General features: G+C 45.5%; 16 protein-coding genes. 11 read left to right on the forward strand and 5 right to left on the reverse strand.

What is annotated here, in order from left to right:
- Nucleotides 1-172 precede the first annotated feature (172 nt).
- Both HV261_RS27110 and HV261_RS27115 read right to left on the reverse strand, forming a co-directional pair.
- Entirely contained in the window at nt 173-1,309 is a 1,137-nt protein-coding gene (locus tag HV261_RS27110; RefSeq protein ID WP_032950075.1) for a nucleotidyltransferase-like protein, read from the reverse strand.
- Nucleotides 1,302-1,928, reverse strand: coding sequence for a Cap15 family cyclic dinucleotide receptor domain-containing protein (locus tag HV261_RS27115; RefSeq protein ID WP_016154438.1), 627 nt, complete (start codon nt 1,926-1,928; stop codon nt 1,302-1,304). Before HV261_RS27115 ends, HV261_RS27110 begins: the two co-directional genes overlap by 8 nt.
- 408 nt (nt 1,929-2,336) lie before the next feature.
- On the opposite strand from HV261_RS27115, the gene HV261_RS27120 reads away from it, so the two are divergent.
- The 3 genes from HV261_RS27120 to HV261_RS27130 all read left to right on the forward strand — a co-directional run bounded on the left by HV261_RS27120 (nt 2,337) and on the right by HV261_RS27130 (nt 5,872).
- Complete coding sequence (locus HV261_RS27120) at nt 2,337-2,921, forward strand: MFS transporter (protein WP_009654820.1); 585 nt, start codon at nt 2,337-2,339, stop codon at nt 2,919-2,921.
- Nucleotides 2,922-3,204: 283 nt separating this feature from the next.
- Entirely contained in the window at nt 3,205-5,343 is a 2,139-nt protein-coding gene (locus HV261_RS27125) for an AAA family ATPase (RefSeq protein ID WP_009654821.1), read from the forward strand.
- A 280-nt stretch (nt 5,344-5,623) separates the two neighbouring features.
- The gene (locus tag HV261_RS27130; RefSeq protein ID WP_016154436.1) at nt 5,624-5,872 is read left to right on the forward strand and encodes a hypothetical protein; all 249 of its coding nucleotides are present in this window, start codon (nt 5,624-5,626) and stop codon (nt 5,870-5,872) included.
- A 384-nt stretch (nt 5,873-6,256) separates the two neighbouring features.
- On the opposite strand, the gene HV261_RS27135 is transcribed toward HV261_RS27130, so the two are convergent.
- Both HV261_RS27135 and HV261_RS27140 read right to left on the reverse strand, forming a co-directional pair.
- Nucleotides 6,257-6,619 carry an ArsR/SmtB family transcription factor gene (locus HV261_RS27135; RefSeq protein ID WP_016154435.1) on the reverse strand — a complete coding sequence of 121 codons (363 nt, stop codon included), beginning with the start codon at nt 6,617-6,619 and terminating at the stop codon, nt 6,257-6,259.
- Between the two features lie 45 nt (nt 6,620-6,664).
- Nucleotides 6,665-7,675: a cation diffusion facilitator family transporter gene (locus HV261_RS27140; RefSeq protein ID WP_032950072.1), complete on the reverse strand. Its 1,011-nt coding sequence runs from the start codon at nt 7,673-7,675 to the stop codon at nt 6,665-6,667.
- Nucleotides 7,676-7,860: 185 nt separating this feature from the next.
- On the opposite strand from HV261_RS27140, the gene HV261_RS27145 reads away from it, so the two are divergent.
- Both HV261_RS27145 and cueR (HV261_RS27150) read left to right on the forward strand, forming a co-directional pair.
- Nucleotides 7,861-10,356 (forward strand): heavy metal translocating P-type ATPase, encoded by a 2,496-nt coding sequence (locus HV261_RS27145; RefSeq protein WP_009654818.1) that lies wholly within the window; start codon nt 7,861-7,863, stop codon nt 10,354-10,356.
- Nucleotides 10,357-10,369: 13 nt separating this feature from the next.
- A complete protein-coding gene (gene cueR, locus HV261_RS27150; RefSeq protein ID WP_016154433.1) occupies nt 10,370-10,834 on the forward strand; it encodes a Cu(I)-responsive transcriptional regulator in 465 nt (154 codons plus the stop codon).
- Nucleotides 10,835-10,923: 89 nt separating this feature from the next.
- Here cueR (HV261_RS27150) and HV261_RS27155 read toward each other — a convergent pair whose 3' ends face one another.
- A complete protein-coding gene (locus tag HV261_RS27155) occupies nt 10,924-11,376 on the reverse strand; it encodes a Cd(II)/Pb(II)-responsive transcriptional regulator (protein WP_094168556.1) in 453 nt (150 codons plus the stop codon).
- An 81-nt stretch (nt 11,377-11,457) separates the two neighbouring features.
- Here HV261_RS27155 and HV261_RS27160 point away from each other — a divergent pair, with 81 nt between their 5' ends.
- The 6 genes from HV261_RS27160 (at nt 11,458) to HV261_RS27185 (ending at nt 20,237) form a co-directional block, all read left to right on the forward strand.
- Nucleotides 11,458-13,983 (forward strand): heavy metal translocating P-type ATPase, encoded by a 2,526-nt coding sequence (locus HV261_RS27160; protein WP_047389714.1) that lies wholly within the window; start codon nt 11,458-11,460, stop codon nt 13,981-13,983.
- Between the two features lie 92 nt (nt 13,984-14,075).
- Nucleotides 14,076-14,480 carry a helix-turn-helix domain-containing protein gene (locus HV261_RS27165; protein ID WP_071532327.1) on the forward strand — a complete coding sequence of 135 codons (405 nt, stop codon included), beginning with the start codon at nt 14,076-14,078 and terminating at the stop codon, nt 14,478-14,480.
- Nucleotides 14,464-14,733 carry a hypothetical protein gene (locus tag HV261_RS27170; RefSeq protein WP_225388535.1) on the forward strand — a complete coding sequence of 90 codons (270 nt, stop codon included), beginning with the start codon at nt 14,464-14,466 and terminating at the stop codon, nt 14,731-14,733. The genes HV261_RS27165 and HV261_RS27170 overlap by 17 nt, the downstream gene beginning before the upstream one ends.
- Nucleotides 14,734-15,045: 312 nt before the next feature.
- Complete coding sequence (gene lpxC, locus HV261_RS27175) at nt 15,046-15,993, forward strand: UDP-3-O-acyl-N-acetylglucosamine deacetylase (protein WP_023302364.1); 948 nt, start codon at nt 15,046-15,048, stop codon at nt 15,991-15,993.
- A 219-nt stretch (nt 15,994-16,212) separates the two neighbouring features.
- On the forward strand, nt 16,213-16,647 hold the full coding sequence (gene cueR / locus HV261_RS27180; protein WP_023336667.1) for a Cu(I)-responsive transcriptional regulator: 435 nt from the start codon (nt 16,213-16,215) through the stop codon (nt 16,645-16,647).
- Between the two features lie 149 nt (nt 16,648-16,796).
- Complete coding sequence (locus HV261_RS27185) at nt 16,797-20,237, forward strand: molybdopterin-dependent oxidoreductase (RefSeq protein WP_023302365.1); 3,441 nt, start codon at nt 16,797-16,799, stop codon at nt 20,235-20,237.
- Nucleotides 20,238-20,346 lie beyond the last annotated feature (109 nt).

A 20,346-nucleotide genomic window follows, 5' to 3' on the forward strand; every position in this document is an offset into this window, starting at 1 on the left:
TTAAGAGTTATCCAGCATGTATGTCTCTTCAATCAACGATTAGTACGGAGACTCATACTAAACTGGAAATAAATCTCATAATAGCGCTTAGGCCGGAATGACTAGCGCTGTCCGGCAAATAGTCGCGGATGATTCAAGATCCACTTATTAAGTGGATCTTGATAGCATCCTGTTAGTAAACCGCTTGTTTTATAAGTAAAATTCCTTTGGCGGGTGTGTAATATTCAGTAGGCTGGCCGGTTATTTCACGCAGCACCTCAGTGACAATACTATTGACCATTCCCGTCAGTTTAAGCAATTCGGCAAAAGTTTCATTCTTGTCAATTATCTTTCTGGTGCCATTTGGAACGTAGAGCAGCATTGCAGCATTAGGGTTCTGTGCAAGATAATTTAGCCATCTGTGAGTCTCTACAAGGACAGCCAGCTCGTAGTATTGGCTATGTCGGAGATTGTTACCATCTGCGTGGTACATCAGCGAGGCAATATCATAACTACTGAGTTCAATTTTAGTACCCTCAGCTTCACTATCCGCTTTTAGTGTCTTAAGAAAACGAATAGACTTACGCAATCCTCCATTACATTGATCGCATTTGTCTTTAATTCGTTTGATGTGGAGGAAAGGTAGGTTGTAGATACGTTGACGTGTGTTTTTATCTATAATAGTGACCCCACGTTGATCTACATCTTTAGTATGTTGGTACTCTTTGGTATCCCACCAGATGCTTGGCACCACATCCACTTCTCTCTGCAAAGACCCTCCCGTTATTCTCAAAGATTTGGCGTTGTTGTCATCAACATCTGCCGCAGGGAAAGTTGCTTTCAGGGCATCCCTAGTGGCATCCCTGAGTTCAAGGATGATATCCCCATCATTTTTGTTCGTAGGGGTGTAGCGGCCAATACCGTCGCTATCATAAATAAGCATCTGAGTGTCTATAATCAGCAGATCCACATCACTGAAACTTTTAATATGAATATCCAGTGGTACAGAGCCTTGGACACGAAACTCCAGATTAAGATCTAATTTCTTTACCAGTTGGTTCTCAATACGCTTGGCAGTTTCAAAAGAAATTTCGGTATAGCGGTTATCAACCGGTTGCATGGCACCTATAACATAGCGGGTTGCAGAATCTTGTTTTCCCCTGGTTTCCCAACTTTCATTTAAATCCAGGAAACCTTCTAGCAAAGCATAGTTTTCCAGTCCATCAATCCTCTGGTTACTGATTGACTCTCTGGCTACGTTTAATTGATCGAATGTCCCTTTACGACGAGACTTCATGCGTTCAATTCGCGCACTAAATGAATTAGACATTGTCGATCCTAGTGATTGTCATTGTTCCGTAAGTAGCCCGGCCTTGACCGTTAAAATAATGGCCTTCAGCAGATTTGAGTCCGTCGTCGAACCTGAACTCTGCGAATCCAACATGTGAAGTCAGGTGTTCTTCACCTGTCTTGGGTTGGTTGCGGTAGTTATAAAGCAGCTGGTAACCAATTCCCTCGTCATGAATGATGGAGGCTGTCACACTATCCGAATGCGATGATTGAGTTTTCAGATGAATTCTGACTTTGTCCCATGACTGGACAATTCTCAGCTCACCTTCCCAGGGTTTACCACCCTCAGATCGGGTATGGCCTTCAACATTCCAGCGGCCTGCAAGATTTGGCACACATAAAAATTTCCCGAGGTAGGTGTTATGCCAGAGATTTTTATCAAACCATGTATACAACCCCATGTAGATCCCACCGGCGCTAATAAGTGAAAAAACTGAGGCAGGTATGTGGCTGTTAATGTGAAAGTTTTTCAGCCATTCGATTAGTGTGAGTGCTAGTAAAATCAGAACGAACGATATAACTGAGGCAACAATGGCAATATATCGGCCGACTTTACTGCGGTTAAAACCGCAAATCACAATGTACTCGTGACTTTTCATGAAATGGCGTCCAAGTGAGATGAAAACTAAAAAAACTATATATAGGTAATTTTACTATATCAAACCCTAGATATGGATGGATTGACAGTTATTTCTCGGTATGGTTATCAGAACGAGTTTTAAGTAGATCTGGAAGAAGAGACATCCAGATTTCAGTCAGATACCGCCATCGTCATGTCAGCAGGAACCGGATTGATTTCCTCGTTTCATAGCGGTCAGGCTTGCCTGAAAATGATACCTTCGCAGGGAATGTTGATTGAGCTGGGCGGTGTCATTTTTCTGTTTATAGGCGGATTACTTGCAACCCTTGGCTGGCAGTGGCCGTTTTTGCTTCATCTTTTTGCCTAGGTTCTTCTGGTTATGCAGCTGGCGTTTGTGCCGTAACAATTGTCCTCTGGGACAGAAAACATGAATGAAAACGCCGGAGAAAGCGAATCGGTGAGTGCGACTCGATTAGCGCCTGTGCTTTTTGCAGCCCTGCTGTCCATGATTTGCTTCTTCACCAGCATTATCATCATTCCGCAGGTGTTTAGCTGCATGGCTATTGGGGCAGCAGAAACCGGATACTTTCTGTCGTTTATCTCACTGGTCGCCGTCGGGGCTGCTGCGATGATGCCGCGCCTCATAGCGCGTTTACGTGAGTACGGAAATCTGTACACGGCGTTTAGCTGCTACGCTGCCGGACATTTCATATTTTCATTCGCTGATAATGTAGTGTTCTACATCGCTGGCGGGGTTTTAATGAGTTGTGGGTTTGGTCTGTCGGTGCCGCTTGTGAATCATATGACAGTCGAGCAGAGTCACGCTCGCGTCCGGGGACGTAACCTTGCCTGGCTTTCTATGGCTATATTCTCCGGCCAGTTTTTATCATCATTCATGGAAATCATCCTAGGAGATTCATCAGTCGTCTTCCGGGGGACCGCGACAATTGCGGTGGCGGTAATTGTCGCTCTCATGGTGATACACCGGAAACGTCGCTTTAAAACGGCATAACGTCTGTCAGTATCAGCAACGCCGACATTGCTGAGCCGGCTTAGTCTGGTGCGGGTACTGAGGGTGCAAATGTCCGCTCTTGGCACGAAGCGGACATACATCACAAGCGCCGTACATACGCTCTATAAAACAACTGCTCCGGCGCTGCGGTACCAAGGGCGAATCCCGGAGTGCTTTACTCAAAAATGAAACGGTGCTTATATGTTCTGGCTTCAGCTTAAATAATTAATCGGGCCTGCAATATACGGGGCCTGCTCAGTGTCTTTGCCGTAAAGGATTAGGTATGGAAATTGAAATTAATTGCTGTAATAACATCGATAAAGCAAATATAACTCTGGCAGAAAAAAAACTAAATATTAAATTTGCGCCTAACGGCACCGGAAAAAGCACCATTTCCCGCGCGATTCAGTGTACGGTAAACGGGGATGAACAGGGTCTCAGCGACCTGCTTCCGTTTAGATACCGTGGTTCTAATCCCGATGCAGTACAGCCTAGGGTAACTGGTGTCGATGGCCTGCAAAACGTCATGTGCTTTAATGAAAAATATGTCGATCAATTCACTTTTCAACCAGACGAGTTAGTAAGTAATAGTTTTGACATCTTCATCAAAAGTGAAGCGTATCACGAGACAGAACGCGAAATCGAAGCCATGGTCGTGGCCATACGGCAGCAGTTTGCTGATAACGTCGGGCTTGAAGAATTCATCACGCACCTGGGGGAACTCAGCGCCGCATTTAAGCTGAGTAGTACCGGGATTGCAAAAACGTCTACCGGTATGAAAGGCTTATCCGCTGGCAACAAGCTTCAGCACATTCCCGACGGTTTGGAATCTTATAAGCCGTACATCCAAAGTAAAAGCAGCGTAGAGTGGATCGAGTGGCAGACCCGGGGGTATGAGAAATTCTCCGCGCTATCCGACGGCTGCTGTCCGTTCTGTACTGGCGACTCCCGTGAAAAGGCCGAGCAGATTAGCCGCGTCAGCGCGGAGTATGATAAGGCTGTCATTAAAAACCTGATCGGCCTGATCGGCGTGCTAGATAAACTCGGCGAATATTTTTCAGAGCCTGCCCGTGCCCGCCTCGCTGATATTACAACCCTAAAAAGTGGGCTGGAAAAACAGCACGAAGAATATCTCGTGACAGTGAAGAAGCAGACAGACAGCCTGATAAATATGCTGAATACCCTTAAGACTCTTAACGGCTTTACGTTCAGCGCTTCAACCAACGTCAAGGCTGCACTGGAAGCCTGTCGCCTAGACGTGAAGTTTTTCCCGGAGCTGCAGTCGGATAAAACGGCCCGCACCGTAGCCAGTCTCAATACCTCTTTAGACGACCTGACGACGCAGGCCGGACGCCTGCAGGGTCAAATAAATAAGCAGCGTCAGGGCATGCAGAAGCTGATCCTCAAGCATAAAACCGATATCAATACCTTTCTGGCTTACGCAGGCTATCGTTATCAGGTGGATATCACTGGGGAAGGCGATAAATGTCGGCTGAAACTGCGCCACGAAGACTTTGAAGGCTACGTCAGCGGCGGCAGCCAGCATCTCAGCTACGGTGAACGCAACGCCTTTGCCATTGTTCTGTTTATGTATGAATGCTTAGCCAAGAAGCCAGGCCTGATCATTCTTGACGACCCGATTTCATCGTTTGATAAGAACAAGAAATTTGCCATCCTGGAGATGCTGTTTCGCCGCAATACCGGTGAGTGCCTGAAAAATGAAACGGTACTGATGCTGACTCACGATGTTGAGCCTATTATTGATACACTGAAGTCCGTCAGGAAGCTGTTCAGTAATCTGGTTACGGCCTCACACTTGCACTACAGCGCAGGCTGCATCACCGAGCAGCTCATCGGTGAAAGTGATATCCGCACTTTTGCTCAGATCTGCCAGTCTGTCACTGACTCTGATAGTGAAGACATCATCAAGTTGATCTATCTTCGCCGACATTATGAAATTATGGACGACCTCGGTGATGCCTATCAGGTGCTGTCAAACCTTTTCCATCACCGTGAAACGCCCATCGACACCCGTGAACCCGTTGTGCAGGGAGTGGGACATCCTGAAATGTCCGCAGAAAAAGTTGCCTTCGGCTGCCAGGCAATCGCCGATCGCATTCCCGGCTTTGACTACCAGGCCACTTTCGTTCAGCTCACCGACCCGGATCGTATACGTGCGCTTTATCTGCTCTGCCGTAATGGCTACGAGAAACTGCAGGTGTTCAGGTTGCTTCAGACCGGACTCGAGAACGCAGTAATACGTAAATTCATGAATGAGACCTACCACATTGAAAATGAATTTATCTGTCAGCTGGATCCTGCCCGGTTTGATCTCATTCCTGAATATGTCATCAGGGAGTGCGACGCGCTTATACTTCCTCCTCCACCGGCAAATGACGATGCGCTGGAAGAAATTGCCTGACCTGTCGGAGGCGCGAGTATATTAATGCGCTTCAGTTTTCAGTGCGGCTCCAGTCAGGGCCAATAACCACCAGCAGGCGATTACGGTCTGTTACCCGGACCGTTTTCCCCTACCGCAGCGACCTGATGAGCTTCCGGCCTCGCGGCTGGGCCTGACATTCAGAGTGCTGACTGTACCAAGGCAGCGCCACCTCAAGGGAGCAGGAAGGCGACAGGATACATGATCTTGCACGGTAATCGGATGCATTACGGTAAGCAATTCCATCACATGAAGATAAACAATGAACCATCCTGAAATTCACGTCAAAGACTGGATTGATGTGGGCAATCGTGAGTGTGTGGTGCAACGACTTCTTCCTCCAGTGTCTCCCGTCGGCGTCTGTATTGTTGTTCTGAATAAAACCAAACCGACCACCCGGATCGCTGGTTGGAAAGGTGAAAAGTGGTACTTCATGCCCAGCCATGACTTTGGTGGCTATGCAGATGAGTATGATCCCTGTGTACGTGAACTGAAACGGGGCCGTCGCTGACCCCACGAGGTAATGTAGTGCAACTGCGTTTAGGCCAGACTACACGTCACAACACAAGGGCTGCATTCTGATGTTGACCATAACGCATTGTGATGTAGCAATGTCCGCTTTTGGCACGAAGCAGACAAACTAGATTATCCGTGGCTATTCAATAAGCTTGCAAAGCAAGGTTTCTCCTTCATGAGGTGGCCTGCTCACTTCGCTTTATCTGGTGATAGTGAACCATCAGGTATTTATTACATACAAGGGAAGGGGGCAGGTTTCATTATTAAAAGGTTAATTATTAAGGTGTTAATAAATTAATGATGAAACAACTCACCAAAGTAATGAAAAACTAAGGTGAGTTGGAATTACACAAGCTCTACTTATCAAAATTCATTCGGGTTATTCTTCAGCTATGTGAAATACCATGTCCTGAAGAACATGACTTACATGGTGATCCATTATGCTATAAAATATGTACTTACCCTTTCTCTCTCCGCGAACAAGCCTTGCACTTCGTAACAACCTCAGATGATGACTGACCAGAGATTGTGATAACTGGAGCGACTCAGCAATGTCGCCTACAGAGACCGAACCACGCATACAGTAAAGCAGGATTCGTAGTCTTGACTGGTCCCCCAGTAGATGGAAAATCTCGGAAAGTTGCCCAATGTCGTTTTGCGAGAGCATTGATAGATCTGGCTCCGCGACATGATCTGTCGCGGAACAGTCTTGTATGTTGCCGCAATCTGATGTGCTGGACATTATGATTCTCCCTCCTAAATTGATAGTGCATCACCAGAGGCCTGATTAATGTTTGTGGCCTGGACTAGAATGGTTATGCTTTTTTCCGTGTTCGTGTTCGTGTTCGTGTTCGTGTTCGTGTTCGTTACGCAGTTTTGTCGGTGAAAGGCTGCATGTATTATCGTTTTGATCGTAATTCCAGTCGATTCCCACAGTTGCATGTTCTATTTTGAACTGCTCATAAAGTTCTTGTTTTACAAGCTTCACAACGTCTTTTACGTCCACATCTTCCTTGGCTCTTACTTCCAGTGTTGCCATCGTCCGACCTGAGGTTATTTGCCAGACATGAATATGACTTACGGCTGCTAAGCCCTTAACAGAACTGATTAGTCTCTGTTCCACCTTGTCTGGGGAGGCATCTTCAGGCGCTCCTTCTAACAGGATGTGCAGCGATTTTGCTAATAATTTCCAGGCACTACGTAAAACCAGTGCTGCGACAAGAACGGAAAGTATTGGGTCAATCGGTGTCCAGCCCGTGTAGTAAATGACAATAGCGGCGACAATAGCGCCAACAGAACCCAATAGATCACCCATCACATGTAAAATAGCACCTTTGACATTAACATGATCGGTCTCACCACGGGTCATGATCCATAATACCAATATGTTGACCAACAATCCTGCAATGGCAACGATCAGCATTGGGCCTGCCAGTATAATTGGTGGAGCTTGTAACCTTTCCCATGCCTCATATGCAATCCACGCCACAATAGCGAAGAGTGTCAGGGCATTAAAGAATCCCGCGATGACTTCAAATCGCAAATATCCAAAGGTTCGTTTGCTATCAGCAGCTCGACGGCCAAAACGGAATGCCGCATAAGCCAGCGCCAAAGCTACTGCATCTGTAAGCATGTGGCCTGCATCTGCCAGCAATGCTAATGAGCCAGAAAGTATCCCTCCAACAGCTTCGACCACCATAAATGTGAATATCATGAGGAAGGAGATAAGGACTTTACGCTCGTTTGCACTGGTTACTGCTGGAGTATGGTCATGCTCGTGATCATGTGATTGTGACATAGGGCCTCAAGCTGTTGGTTATACATGATGCCTTCAATATAACATATGAATATGTGTTCATGTAAAGGGTTTTTATATCCATTCCTTCCACGGCATCGGCATGTTCAAAATAATGCGCTTGACCTTCCCACGATGGTAAGCCTTAAGGTTGTTCTTTATCTGACCATAACGATGAGAAATACATCATGAGCATTCAAAAAAAACAGCATTCTAATGATGGTGAAACTCAAGTCAGCTTGCCCATTGAGGGAATGACTTGTGCAAGCTGCGTTGGACGAGTTGAAGCCGCTCTGGCTAAGGTTGAAGGCGTACAAAACGTAAGCGTTAACCTTGCAACAGAGCGTGCAGATATCCGCCTAAATGCATTCGTTAATCGTATGGCGTTGGTTGAAGCAGTTGAAAAGGTTGGTTATGAGGTTCCTCAAGCTTCTGTAGAGTTATCAGTTCAGGGCATGACATGTGCATCATGCGTAGGGCGTGTCGAAAAATCGCTCCGAGCGGTTAAAGGTGTAAAAGAAGCCACTGTTAATTTAGCGACTGAAAGAGCTACTGTACGTGGAACCGCAGGAGTTGATGACCTCATAACTGCTATCGAAAAAATCGGTTATGAAGCCAGCCTGGTTGATAACCAAAGCCAGAATAATGATAGTGCCGCAGAAAAAAAAGATGCTGAAAAGGTTGCGTTGAAGAAAGATTTAGTTCTGGCGACCGTACTTGCGTTACCAGTATTTATTCTGGAAATGGGGTCGCATGTGATACCGGGAATGCATCAATGGATAATGGATACCATTGGGCTCCAGGAAAGCTGGTATCTCCAGTTTGTATTAACATTGCTGGTGTTGGCTATTCCGGGGCGGCGCTTTTACCTGAAAGGTATTCCCGCGTTATTAAGACTTGGCCCAGACATGAACTCTCTCGTCTCCGTCGGGACTCTCGCTGCATTCGGTTATTCAATGATTGCGACCTTTGCTCCAGGTCTTTTGCCTCAAGGTACCGTCAATGTGTATTACGAAGCTGCTGCGGTAATCGTCGCTCTTATTCTTTTAGGACGATTTATGGAGGCGCGGGCTAAAGGTCGAACGTCTGAGGCTATCAAGCGTTTGGTTGGATTGCAGGCCAAAGAGGCGCATGTGCTGCGTAACGGCATTGTCATCGATATTCCCATTAGTGATGTAGCCCTTGATGACATTATCGAAGTTCGACCAGGTGAGCGGATACCTGTTGATGGTGAGGTGAGTGAAGGAACAAGTTTTGTCGATGAATCGATGATAACGGGGGAGCCTATCCCCGTCGAGAAAGTTCCCGGAAGCTTAATGGTTGGCGGGACTGTTAACCAGAAAGGAGCATTGAGGTTGCGTGCAACAGCCGTTGGTGGCCAGACGATGTTGTCACAAATAATCAGAATGGTAGAGCAAGCCCAGGGCTCTAAACTACCTATACAAGCCGTGGTCGATAAGGTGACATTATGGTTTGTTCCTGTGGTGATGCTGGCAGCGTTGTTAACTTTCCTTGCCTGGTTAACATTTGGGCCATCACCGGCCCTGTCTTTCGCACTGGTTAATGCCGTGGCTGTATTGATCATTGCCTGCCCATGTGCAATGGGATTGGCTACCCCAACCTCTATCATGGTAGGTACTGGGCGTGGTGCAGAAATGGGGATCTTGTTCCGTAAGGGAGAAGCTCTGCAGTTGCTTAAAGATGCCAGGGTTGTCGCTGTAGACAAAACAGGTACTTTGACTGAAGGGCGCCCAGTAATGACAGACCTGGAGTTGGCCGAAGGGTTTGAGCTTGACTTAGTATTAGCAAAAGTTGCCGCTGTTGAATCACGTTCGGAACATCCTATTGCCCGCGCTATCGTTGAAGCTGCTCTAGGAAAAGAGATATCGCTGCCAGCGTTGACTGAGTTTGATTCAATTACTGGGATGGGCGTCAGGGCTACCGTAGACGGAGAGCGCGTAGAGGTCGGGGCCGATCGATTTATGCGTGAGTTAGGCTTGGATATCGAGTATTTTTCAAAGACTGCGATACGCCTTGGAAACGAAGGAAAATCGCCACTCTATGTTGCTATTGATGGACGTCTGGCTGCCATTATCGCAGTCGCTGACCCTATTAAATCAAGTACGCCGATTGCCATAAATGCATTGCACCAACTGGGGCTCAAAGTCGCAATGATTACCGGTGACAATGCCAATACAGCAAATGCGATTGCGAGACAGCTTGGTATTGATGAAGTGGTTGCCGAAGTGTTGCCAGAAGGGAAAGTTGAAGCAGTTCGTCGGTTGAAGGAGTCTTACGGTAAGGTCGCTTATGTTGGTGATGGCATTAATGATGCCCCAGCTTTAGCCGTGGCAGATATTGGGCTTGCAATTGGTACAGGTACCGATATAGCGGTGGAATCTGCTGATGTTGTCTTAATGTCCGGCAACCTACAGGGTGTGCCTAATGCTATTGGATTGTCTAAGGCAACCATAGGTAACATCAGGCAAAATCTTTTTTGGGCGTTTGGTTATAATGCCGCATTGATCCCTGTAGCAGCAGGCCTGCTGTACCCTGCCTATGGATTGCTGCTTTCACCAATCTTTGCTGCAGGCGCGATGGCGCTATCCAGTGTATTTGTCCTGGGCAACGCACTTCGTTTGCGTCGGTTCCAGCCTCCGCTGGCAGAAGACTCTGAGCACTAAGAAAAGGGGAGCTATGAACATTGGTAAAGCATCGAACGAATCAGGAATCTCCGCAAAGATGATTCGCTATTACGAGCAAATTGGTCTGATTCCTGCTACTGGCCGTACCGAAGCGGGCTACCGTGATTATGCACCCAATGATGTCCATCGTCTGATTTTTATCCGCAGTGCGCGCGATCTTGGTTTTTCTCTTGAAGAGATAGCCGATTTGCTCAAGTTATGGAATGACAAATCTCGCCAGAGCGCCGATGTTAAACGTCTGGCACAAGAGCATATGGATGATTTAGAGCGACGTATGGAAAATATGCGACGAATGGCAGATACACTCAGAGCTCTGATCAAAAGCTGTGCTGGGGATGAGCGAGTTGAATGCCCAATACTCCAGACATTAATGACCGCTGATGCTAAAAGCCATCCCGGTAAGAGAGAAGGGGCAGTGCAACGTCGTTCTCGTGGTAACGAAATGGAAAAAGCCTGACCCCTTATTTTAAGGGCATGATGGCGTAGCACAAAGCTGTATGGGCTTGTGTTACGCCATCAGTCTAATCAACTTATAAGCGCACACCACTAATGCACACCCCCCGAGTGGTCAGTTGGTACGGTTAAAGGAAGATCACCATTCTCTTCATCAGCAGTCAATTTCTGTACTATCCCGCATTCGTCCACGCTCCGGTCTGAGCTGCAATAGTTATTAAGTTCTTTGAGTTGTATTTCCAGGGCTATTAATTCTTTAATACGATGCTGAACATGAGTGAGATGGGCACTGATTATTGCATCAATGGGGCCACAGTCTTTACCGTGATTATTCATTGCCAGTAGCAATGCACGTATTTCCTCATGGGTCATATCAAGAGAGCGGCAGCGTCGGATAAATAATAACTTTTCCAGATGAGTATTGTTGTAACGGCGATAGTTATTTTCAATATCTCTTAATGGAGCCTGAAGTAATCCTTCTTTCTCATAGTACCGAATAGTTTCCACCGGACAATCCGCCTTACGGGCCAATTCACCAATTTTCATGCCTCCCCCCTTATGCGCTTGACCCTCTAGTTAGATTAGGGTCTTTAATCGTCAGTATAGTTAACAGATGAGGCAATGAAAATGAGTGGTGGTGTAAAAAATAGCAAAAACCCTGCAGGAGACGAAGCGGCTAGTTGCTGTGAAACGTTCAATTTAGGGACAGGACTCCGGGTTAAGAATACTGGTGAATCACATAAAGCAAATGATCATGCACATGATCAGCAGGCTCATAATCACAAGAAATGCAGTGATGATCATTCCCATGAAGGTCATAACCATGAAGGCCATAACCATGAAGGCCATAACCATGAAGGCCATAACCATGAAGGCCATAATCATGATGCCCATAGCCATGGCGGCGAAGGGCATTCGCATGATGAGCATAATCATAAGGGATGTAACCATGCTCATGCCGCGCAAGAGCATTCTCATGAAGGCCACGATCACGGCCATGAGGGGGATTGTTGCTCCGCTGCTCCAGAACAATTGAGTAGCCTAGGGGGCTCGCAGGTTGTGGCTGGTGGATTACGGACAGAAATTCGCATTATGCAGATGGATTGTCCTGTTGAAGAAAATCTTATCAAAAAGAAACTGGGTGGAATGAGCGCTGTTAAAGAGCTTGATTTCAACCTGATGCAGCGTGTTTTGACTGTAACCCATACACCGGATTCGCTTGAAGCTATCATGGCTGCAATTCGCTCGTTGGGATTCGCGCCAGAAGTCTCTGATAATACTAGCGGCAAGAAAAATACCCAGGAGAAAAAAAAGCCCTGGTGGCCATTAGCTCTTGCTGGCGTAGCTGCTCTTGCAGCCGAAGTGATGCACTGGGCTGATATGCCTGACTGGCTAGAAGCTGGGTTGGCTTTGATAGCAGTGCTTTCTTGTGGTCTGACAACCTACAAAAAAGGTTGGATTTCGATTCGCAATGGCAACTTGAATATCAATGCACTAATGAGTATTGCCGTTACTGGGGCTTTGGTCCTTGGGCAGTGGCCAGAAGCGGCGATGGTTATGGTGTTATTCACCATTGCCGAGCTGATAGAAGCCAAATCACTTGATAGAGCCAGAAATGCAATAGGTTCCCTGATGAACCTGACTCCTGAAACTGCAATGGTCCAACAAGCTGATGGAACATGGCAGGAAGTTGACGCCAGTAGCGTACAACCGGGCAGTATTGTCAGGGTAAAACCAGGTGAACGAATTGGTCTCGACGGAGAAATCGTCAAAGGCCAAACCACCATTAACCAAGCTCCAATTACAGGTGAAAGTATGCCTGTCGATAAAATTGCGGGCGATGCTGTATTTGCTGGAACAATAAATCAGTCAGGCTCTTTTGAATATAAAGTCACTGCAGCTGCAAATAATACAACCCTTGCTCGCATCATTCATGCCGTTGAGCAGGCGCAAGGCGCCAAAGCAGCTACCCAACGTTTTGTTGACCGCTTTTCCCAGATTTATACCCCCGTCGTTATGGGTATTGCTGTTGCGGTTGCTGTATTGCCACCATTGTTTGGGGCAGGAACATGGCAGGAGTGGATCTATAAAGCTTTAGTTATGCTTGTCATTGCGTGTCCATGTGCCCTGGTTATTTCTACGCCAGTAACGATTGTTAGTGGACTTACTGCAGCTGCTCGCAAAGGGATTCTCATTAAAGGCGGTGTTTATCTTGAGCAGGGACGTAAGCTAAAAGCCCTTGCGCTGGATAAAACAGGAACTATTACCTATGGGAAACCAGTACAAACCGACGTAATGGTATTCAATGGGTGGAGCGAGCGTGAAGTTCGTACTACTGCAGCTAGTCTCGCTAGTTACTCTGATCACCCTGTTTCACTGGCAATTGTGAATGCTTCTGCTGATTTGAAAAAGCAGGATGTTGACAGCTTTGAAGCGATTGTTGGGCGAGGTGTGCATGGCGCGATTACAGGTAAGGATTTTTACCTTGGTAACCTGCGTTTGACTGAAGAACACTTTAATTGTCCATCAGAGATTAAAGCAACAGTACAAAGGCTGGAAAGCCAGGGTAAAACAGTTATTTTACTCAATGATGGTAAGCAAGTGCTTGGGTTGTTCGCTGTTGCTGATACTGTTAAAAACAGCAGCCGTGAAGCGATTGAACAACTTCATGAACTTGGCGTTAAAACTATTATGCTGACTGGTGATAACCCACATACAGCTAAAGCAATCGCATCTCAGGTTGGAATCGATGAGGCTCGAGGGAATCAATTGCCAGAAGATAAACATCGTGCAGTTGAAGAGCATTCACGGATTGGAATCACTGGGATGGTTGGTGATGGTATCAATGATGCACCGGCTCTGGCTGCAGCTGATATCGGTTTTGCTATGGGCGCAATGGGTACTGATACGGCGATTGAAACTGCAGATGTAGCCTTAATGGATGATGACCTGCGTAAAATCCCAGCCTTTGTAAAATTATCCCGACAAACGTACAGCTTACTCGTGCAAAATATCAGCCTCGCTCTAGGTATTAAAGCCGTATTCCTTGTACTCACGCTCATGGGAATGGGAACTATGTGGATGGCTGTATTTGCTGATGTTGGTGCCAGTCTTCTGGTTGTGGCAAATGGCCTGAGGTTATTACGAAAATAAAGAGTTGGGTCCCTGAGTTCTTCATGGATGACAGACTCAGAGACCGTATTCTGGTTTGAATATATTCATAGAATATGGTTTGGGGGGAGAGAATGGACACCAGGAAATATTCTGAAAGTGTTGTCAAAGATATTTTGCAGTGGGTTGAAAGTTCATTGAATACAACCTTGCCAGTAGAATTTATTGCTGAGAAGTCTGGGTATTCACGATGGCATTTTCAACGTTTGTTTAAACAGACGACCGGTGTTGCGCTGGGTGAATATGTTCGTGCTCGTCGATTATCATGTGCTGCGATTGATCTGAAATTGACTTCCAGAACAGTCCTGGACATTGCACTTCAGTATGGTTTTAATTCGCAACAAACTTTCACGAGAGCTTTTAAAAACAAGTTTCATCTTCCTCCCGGTCGGTACCGCAAGCAAGGGAATTGGAATTTATCAGCGCTGTGTCCATCTTTACTTTCAGACTATGAGGAGAGATATGCCAATGTTAGTTAATGACCCCGTATTAATTTCTATGATAGAAGAACTGACTGATAAGTATAATAAAATGCAGGATTTTTTAATCGATGATGAACCTTGTATTGATATCGTACGGTCGGTGTATGAGTTGGAGTGTACAGTTAGTGAATTCAAAAAAAGAATTATACTTCAACATATTTCCTATTGCCATTCAGATGAATGTGATGACCCTGACCTGCATGTCGCCTTAATTGACAATATAAAAAACATACTTGACTATCTTGAATAATTTTACAAGAAGGGCATTAGGCTTTCTTAAAACCATTTGTGTTTTGGATGAATAAATATTTTTAATTCACTGATTTCCGTATGGTCTCAACCATAAAGAATATGATGGTAACTAACCCGGGTCAGTCAGTGCGACTCATGCAAGATGCTTGATGTGTATATCGTATAAAATCTTGACCCTATATCAACTTCATGGTTTTTAATGGAACCAAGTCGAGAGTAGCGAGGACGATGAACAGAGCAATAGGGGGAATCATCAATGGAACCTTGTTGCGGACGTTCTGCCTAGTCGCTAGAGCAAACAGAGGTCTCCATGATCAAGCAAAAAACTATCAAGAATATTGTTGAATTAAACGGTATTGGCTTGCATAGCGGTAAAACCGTTAACATGAAAATCATGCCTGCTGGTGCCGATAGTGGCATACGGTTCCGTAGAACAGATGTAACTCCTGTTGTTGATATTCAGCTCCGTGCCGATCAGATTCATGACACTATGCTGGCAACAAGCATTATCAACCCTCAGGGAGTTCGAGTTTCAACAATCGAGCATTTCCTTTCTGCGGTGTCTAGCATGGGGCTTGATAACCTCTTGGTGGAGCTCGATGCTCCAGAACTTCCCATTCTCGATGGGAGTGCCAGAGGATTCATAGACTCAATAATGCACGCTGGTTTGATAGAGCAGTGTGCGCTAAAAAAATATCTTCTGATAAAAAAAACGGTTTCCGTAAAAGATGGCGACAAATGGGCTCTTTTGCATCCAGACTCAAAGTTCTCGATCGATTTTATGATTGATTTTAAGCATCCCTTGATTTCTGCTGAGACTAATAGATTAAATATTGAAGTGTCGAAAGAAAACTATATTAGCGAGATTGCTGATGCCAGAACTTTCGGATTTGTTCGTGATGTAGAACTTCTACAACAAAAAGGTCTTGGGTTAGGGGCAAGTTTGAACAATGCGATAGGGCTTGATGAATATAGCGTTCTGAATCCGGAAGGTCTGCGATTTAATAACGAACTTGTGCGACATAAAACACTGGATGCGATTGGAGACCTCTTTGTATCAGGCCATAATATTATTGGCGCCTACCATGCTTATAAGTCAGGGCATGCATTAAATAATAAGTTGATGCTTGCACTGTTGAATGATGTCGAATCATGGGAATTAGTGAGTGTTGGTGAATATAAAAATGATGCCACTAGAGAAACCATCCTTTCTAAACCCAAAGAAGAGTGTTTTGAGTCATTAAGTATGTGGTCATAAGGGATATGAGTATGTTCGTCACATCTGGTTTTTTACACAGCTTATCTTGATGATTTTTTTCTTGACCTTACCACCACGGGAAGGTCTAGGCTGGATATCGACTAAGTCTTGATGAGCCAAACGGTAACCGTATCACTACGTATGCAAGGTAAGAGTGTCAGAAACGACGTCATTTGAAACTGGATCTGATATTAACAGAATACATTTTGGGAGGTAAGGATGAACATTGGTGATGCTGCCCGGTTATCCGGAGTTTCCGCCAAAATGATCCGCTATTACGAAGAGGCGGGATTAATACCGGAAGTTGCAAGAACTGCAGCCGGGTATCGGATGTACAGCGATATTGATGTGTACAAATTGCATTTTATACGTCGATGTCGGGAGTTAGGTTTCTCTCTGGCGCAAACAGGAGAACTTCTCTGTCTTTGGGGTAACCATTCGCGCCAAAGCGCTGATGTGAAAAAATTAGTCGAGTCACACATCCGCGAGTTGACTGTAAAAATTCAAGAATTTCAGCGTATGGCATCAATACTTACAACGCTTTCTGATTGCTGTGCAGGGGATGATAAGCCTGAATGCCCTATTTTGCGTGCACTGTATCTTGCAGATGTTAACGGTTTGCAGGAATCAGATTCTGGCCCTGAAATTACTTAGCCGCTACCCATATATGACAGTAATTTCAACTGAAATTACGCCCACAAAACAAGATGATATTAACATTAATTGGGTTAGTAATTCTTGGGTGAAAAGAAAGCAATGTGGTTTTTAAAATATATTAACTGTTTTTAGTAGTGAGGTTTACAATGTCAGATATTATTCCCGGATATTGCACACTTTGCCGTTCGCGTTGCGGGACGTTGAATGAAGTAGCAAATGACCACCTGATCAAGGTACGGGCCAACCCTGAACATCCTAATGGTAAGGCCATGTGTATGAAGGGCAAAGCGGCACCTGAGCTGGTGGACAGCGCAAATAGAATTCTGTACCCGATGAAGAGAACCCATCCTAAAGGTGCCGAGAACCCGGGCTGGAAACGTATAAGTTGGGAAGAGGCTATGTCAACGATAGCCGGACAACTGGAAAAATTTAAACGAGAGAACGGAGCTGAATCTGTCGCTTTCGGTTTTACGAGCCCAAGCGGTACCCCCCTCAGCGATGCAATTGAATGGTTAGAGCGATTTGTTCGTATCTATGGCAGCCCAAACACCAGCTATGGAACTGAAATATGTAACTGGCATAAAGACGTTGCACATCGATGGACCTTTGGCTGCGGCATCCCTGTTGCTGACTATTCCCATGCCGATCTTATCCTTCTTTGGGGGCATAACCCCGCGAATACTTGGCTTGCCCAGGCTAGCGCGATTGGTACTGGTCGAAATAACGGTGCAAAACTGATCGTCGTGGATCCTCGCCCGACACCTTTAGCGAAAGAAGCAAATGCCTGGCTTGATGTCAATCCTGGAACTGACGGTGCATTAGCTTTGGGGTTAAGCCATCTCCTGGTAGAAAGAAACCTGTTTAATCATGAGTTTGTTCGAAACTGGACTAATGGTCCTTTGTTGGTTCGAAATGATAATGGTTATTTTCTTCGGGAAAAAGATATTAACCCACTTGCCATCAGTAATCGCTATACAGTTTGGGACGAACACAACCAGCAAGTCACATTTATCGATTCCGAGACTCGAACTGAAGAAACGCTGACGCCTACAGCTGCACTTGAGGGTAATGTTGAAGTTGCAATAGCTGATGGTGCAAAAATTTCCTGCCAAACGGCGTTTTCATCTTTTAAAGATATGTTGGCTAATTATGACCCAGAAAACGTAAGCCGTATCACCGGGGTATCTGTTGCATCAATTGAAGCCGCTGCGAGTTTGATTGCCGGGGCCAAGAAAATCGCCTACCACAGCTGGTCTGGAGTGGCACAACACACTAATGCCACCCAAACAGAACGTGCGATTGCGACACTGTATGCTTTAACCGGTTGTTTCGATCAGGAAGGATGTAATCGAATCTATGCCAGCCACCCGGTGAATGTGGTTAATTCACCGACACTGATGCCAAAATCACAATGGGATAAAGCATTAGGTCTTGAAGAAAGGCCTATCGGGCCGCCTTCACAAGGTTGGGTTCATTCTCAGGATATCTGGCATTCAGTATTAGAAGGTACACCCTATAAAATTCGCGGGTTAATTGGCTTTGGTGCCAACATATTACTTTCACAAAGTGATACTTCTCTCGGACAACAGGCGCTTGAGGCACTTGAGTTTTATGCCCATGTAGATTTGTTTGAAACGCCTACATCAAAGTATGCTGATATCCTTCTGCCAGTAAACACTGCCTGGGAGCGCGAAGGCCTAAGAACCGGGTTTGAAAGTAGTGCTGCTGCTCAGGACCACATTCAGTTGAGAAAAAAAATGGTCTCTCCGCGCGGTGAAAGCCGTTCCGACCTTGAGATTGTTTTCGATCTTGCATGCCGGTTAGGAATGAATGAAGCGTTCTTCGACGGCAATATTGAGGCAGCCTGGAATTATCAACTAGAACCATTAGGTTTGACTGTTGAGATGCTCAGAAATAAGCCAGAAGGTTACGATATCCCGCTTGAGCATAAAGTCAGAAAATATGCTTTCAGAGACCCAAATAGTGGATATCTGGCAGGTTTCAATACAGAAACAAAACGTGCAGAGTTTTACTCTGAGATCCTTCATCGCTATGGTTACAATCCTTTACCTGAGTATGTACAGCCGCAAGAATACCAGCGCAACGATCCTGATTATCCACTAATGCTGACATCCGTTAAAAGCGGATTCTTCTGTCATAGCCAACATCGAAGCCTGACTAGCCTACGAAAAAAAGCACCTTATCCAACGGTAGACATTTCGGCAGCTCTGGCTGACGAAGAAGGTATCAAGACGGGGGATTGGGTAGAAATTGAAACGAGAGCAGGTCTTGCTCGATTTAGAGCAAAAGTGGAAGCCAAACTCTCTCATGAAACTGTAATTGCTGAGTTTGGGTGGTGGCAGGCTTGTCCTGATTTTGGCAAACCTTCATACCCGGTTAAAGGTGAGTACAGTAGCAATTACAATAGCTTAATCAGCGGTGATAGCTATGATCCAGTCAGCGGTGCTTTACCTTTGCGTTCATTCCGCTGCCGCATTCGCCGCTTGAATGATTTTGAGCTGATAAGACGCCCCTGGGAAGGTCGTAAAACATTCAAAGTCATTGAACTGAAAAAAGAAGCAGATAATGTTACGACAGTTACCTTCCAATCGAATAGTGAAGGCTACTTACCTGATTATGAACCGGGCCAGCATATCACTGTTAGCTGTTGTCCGATGAGCGATTCTGAAGAGATCGTTACCCGGGCGTATTCGCTGACAGGCCCTGCGTTTGTTCATGACCGTAAAACCTATTCCATTTCTGTCCGTCATCAGAAAGCGACTGATGAGAAAGGTGAATATGTAGAAGGAATAATGTCATCCTACATAAACACGCATTTGCAGATAGGCAAGGATGTTGAACTTACGCCTCCTGGGGGGAATTTCATTGTCCCGCTCAATGCCGTCCAGCCTGTCGTAATATTTGCTGGCGGTATTGGAATTACTCCATTCATTTCCTATCTGGAGTCTATTAACCCCCAAGCGGAAGGTCCGGAAATCTGGCTTTTCTATGCTAATCAAAATAGTAGGCTACATGCGTTTAAGAAAAGAATTGCGGAGCTAAATGCGTCTATTGACAGGCTTAAAGTAATTAATATCTACAACCAGCCCCTCGACTGTGATATTCCAGGATTGGATTATGATAGAGCTGGTTATGTTGGTGCGGGAGATGTCGAGGCATATCTTATTGAGAATAATGCTCGTTATTACATGTGTGGTCCGCAGCCTATGATGGATGCGATATCCCGAGGGCTTCAGGAGAGAGGTGTACCTGCATTTGCTATTTTCTACGAGATATTTCGTTCTCCGACAAAAATAAATAATGATCCCTCATTACGTCATAAAGTAATTTTTGCAAAATCAGGAAGAGAAGAGATCTGGACCACGGATAAAGGTACTCTGCTGAATTTTGGAGAAAAACTTGGGATTAAAATGCCTAGTGGTTGTCGTGTTGGACAATGTGAAAGCTGTTCAACTAAGGTGATTGCCGGGAACGTGCAGCATCTGAATGGTGTGGAACCCTCTGATGAGGGTGCATGTTTGACATGCCAGTGCATTCCTGCCGGTGATATCACTATTGATGCCTGAGATAGGTATTAGCATCCTTTACATCAGGCCATTTTAGTGGTCTGATGTTATTCAATGGATAACGCTATGTTTTAAAGACATTTTTAATTATTTTGCGCCAATCCAACTC

The sequence above is a fragment of the Citrobacter sp. RHBSTW-00671 genome (genome assembly GCF_014103415.1).
Taxonomy (GTDB): Bacteria; Pseudomonadota; Gammaproteobacteria; order Enterobacterales; family Enterobacteriaceae; genus Citrobacter.

Bases quoted from the DNA above. Each gene is read 5' to 3' on its own strand.
- HV261_RS27120 (WP_009654820.1), top strand. From the start codon at position 2,337: ATGAATGAAAACGCCGGAGAAAGCGAATCGGTGAGTGCGACTCGATTA.
- HV261_RS27160 (WP_047389714.1), top strand. From the start codon at position 11,458: ATGAGTGGTGGTGTAAAAAATAGCAAAAACCCTGCAGGAGACGAAGCG.
- HV261_RS27130 (WP_016154436.1), top strand. From the start codon at position 5,624: ATGAACCATCCTGAAATTCACGTCAAAGACTGGATTGATGTGGGCAAT.
- HV261_RS27110 (WP_032950075.1), bottom strand. From the start codon at position 1,309: ATGTCTAATTCATTTAGTGCGCGAATTGAACGCATGAAGTCTCGTCGT.
- cueR (WP_016154433.1), top strand. From the start codon at position 10,370: ATGAACATTGGTAAAGCATCGAACGAATCAGGAATCTCCGCAAAGATG.
- HV261_RS27145 (WP_009654818.1), top strand. From the start codon at position 7,861: ATGAGCATTCAAAAAAAACAGCATTCTAATGATGGTGAAACTCAAGTC.
- HV261_RS27170 (WP_225388535.1), top strand. From the start codon at position 14,464: ATGCCAATGTTAGTTAATGACCCCGTATTAATTTCTATGATAGAAGAA.
- HV261_RS27185 (WP_023302365.1), top strand. From the start codon at position 16,797: ATGTCAGATATTATTCCCGGATATTGCACACTTTGCCGTTCGCGTTGC.
- HV261_RS27165 (WP_071532327.1), top strand. From the start codon at position 14,076: ATGGACACCAGGAAATATTCTGAAAGTGTTGTCAAAGATATTTTGCAG.
- cueR (WP_023336667.1), top strand. From the start codon at position 16,213: ATGAACATTGGTGATGCTGCCCGGTTATCCGGAGTTTCCGCCAAAATG.
- HV261_RS27140 (WP_032950072.1), bottom strand. From the start codon at position 7,675: ATGTCACAATCACATGATCACGAGCATGACCATACTCCAGCAGTAACC.
- HV261_RS27135 (WP_016154435.1), bottom strand. From the start codon at position 6,619: ATGTCCAGCACATCAGATTGCGGCAACATACAAGACTGTTCCGCGACA.
- HV261_RS27155 (WP_094168556.1), bottom strand. From the start codon at position 11,376: ATGAAAATTGGTGAATTGGCCCGTAAGGCGGATTGTCCGGTGGAAACT.
- HV261_RS27125 (WP_009654821.1), top strand. From the start codon at position 3,205: ATGGAAATTGAAATTAATTGCTGTAATAACATCGATAAAGCAAATATA.
- lpxC (WP_023302364.1), top strand. From the start codon at position 15,046: ATGATCAAGCAAAAAACTATCAAGAATATTGTTGAATTAAACGGTATT.
- HV261_RS27115 (WP_016154438.1), bottom strand. From the start codon at position 1,928: ATGAAAAGTCACGAGTACATTGTGATTTGCGGTTTTAACCGCAGTAAA.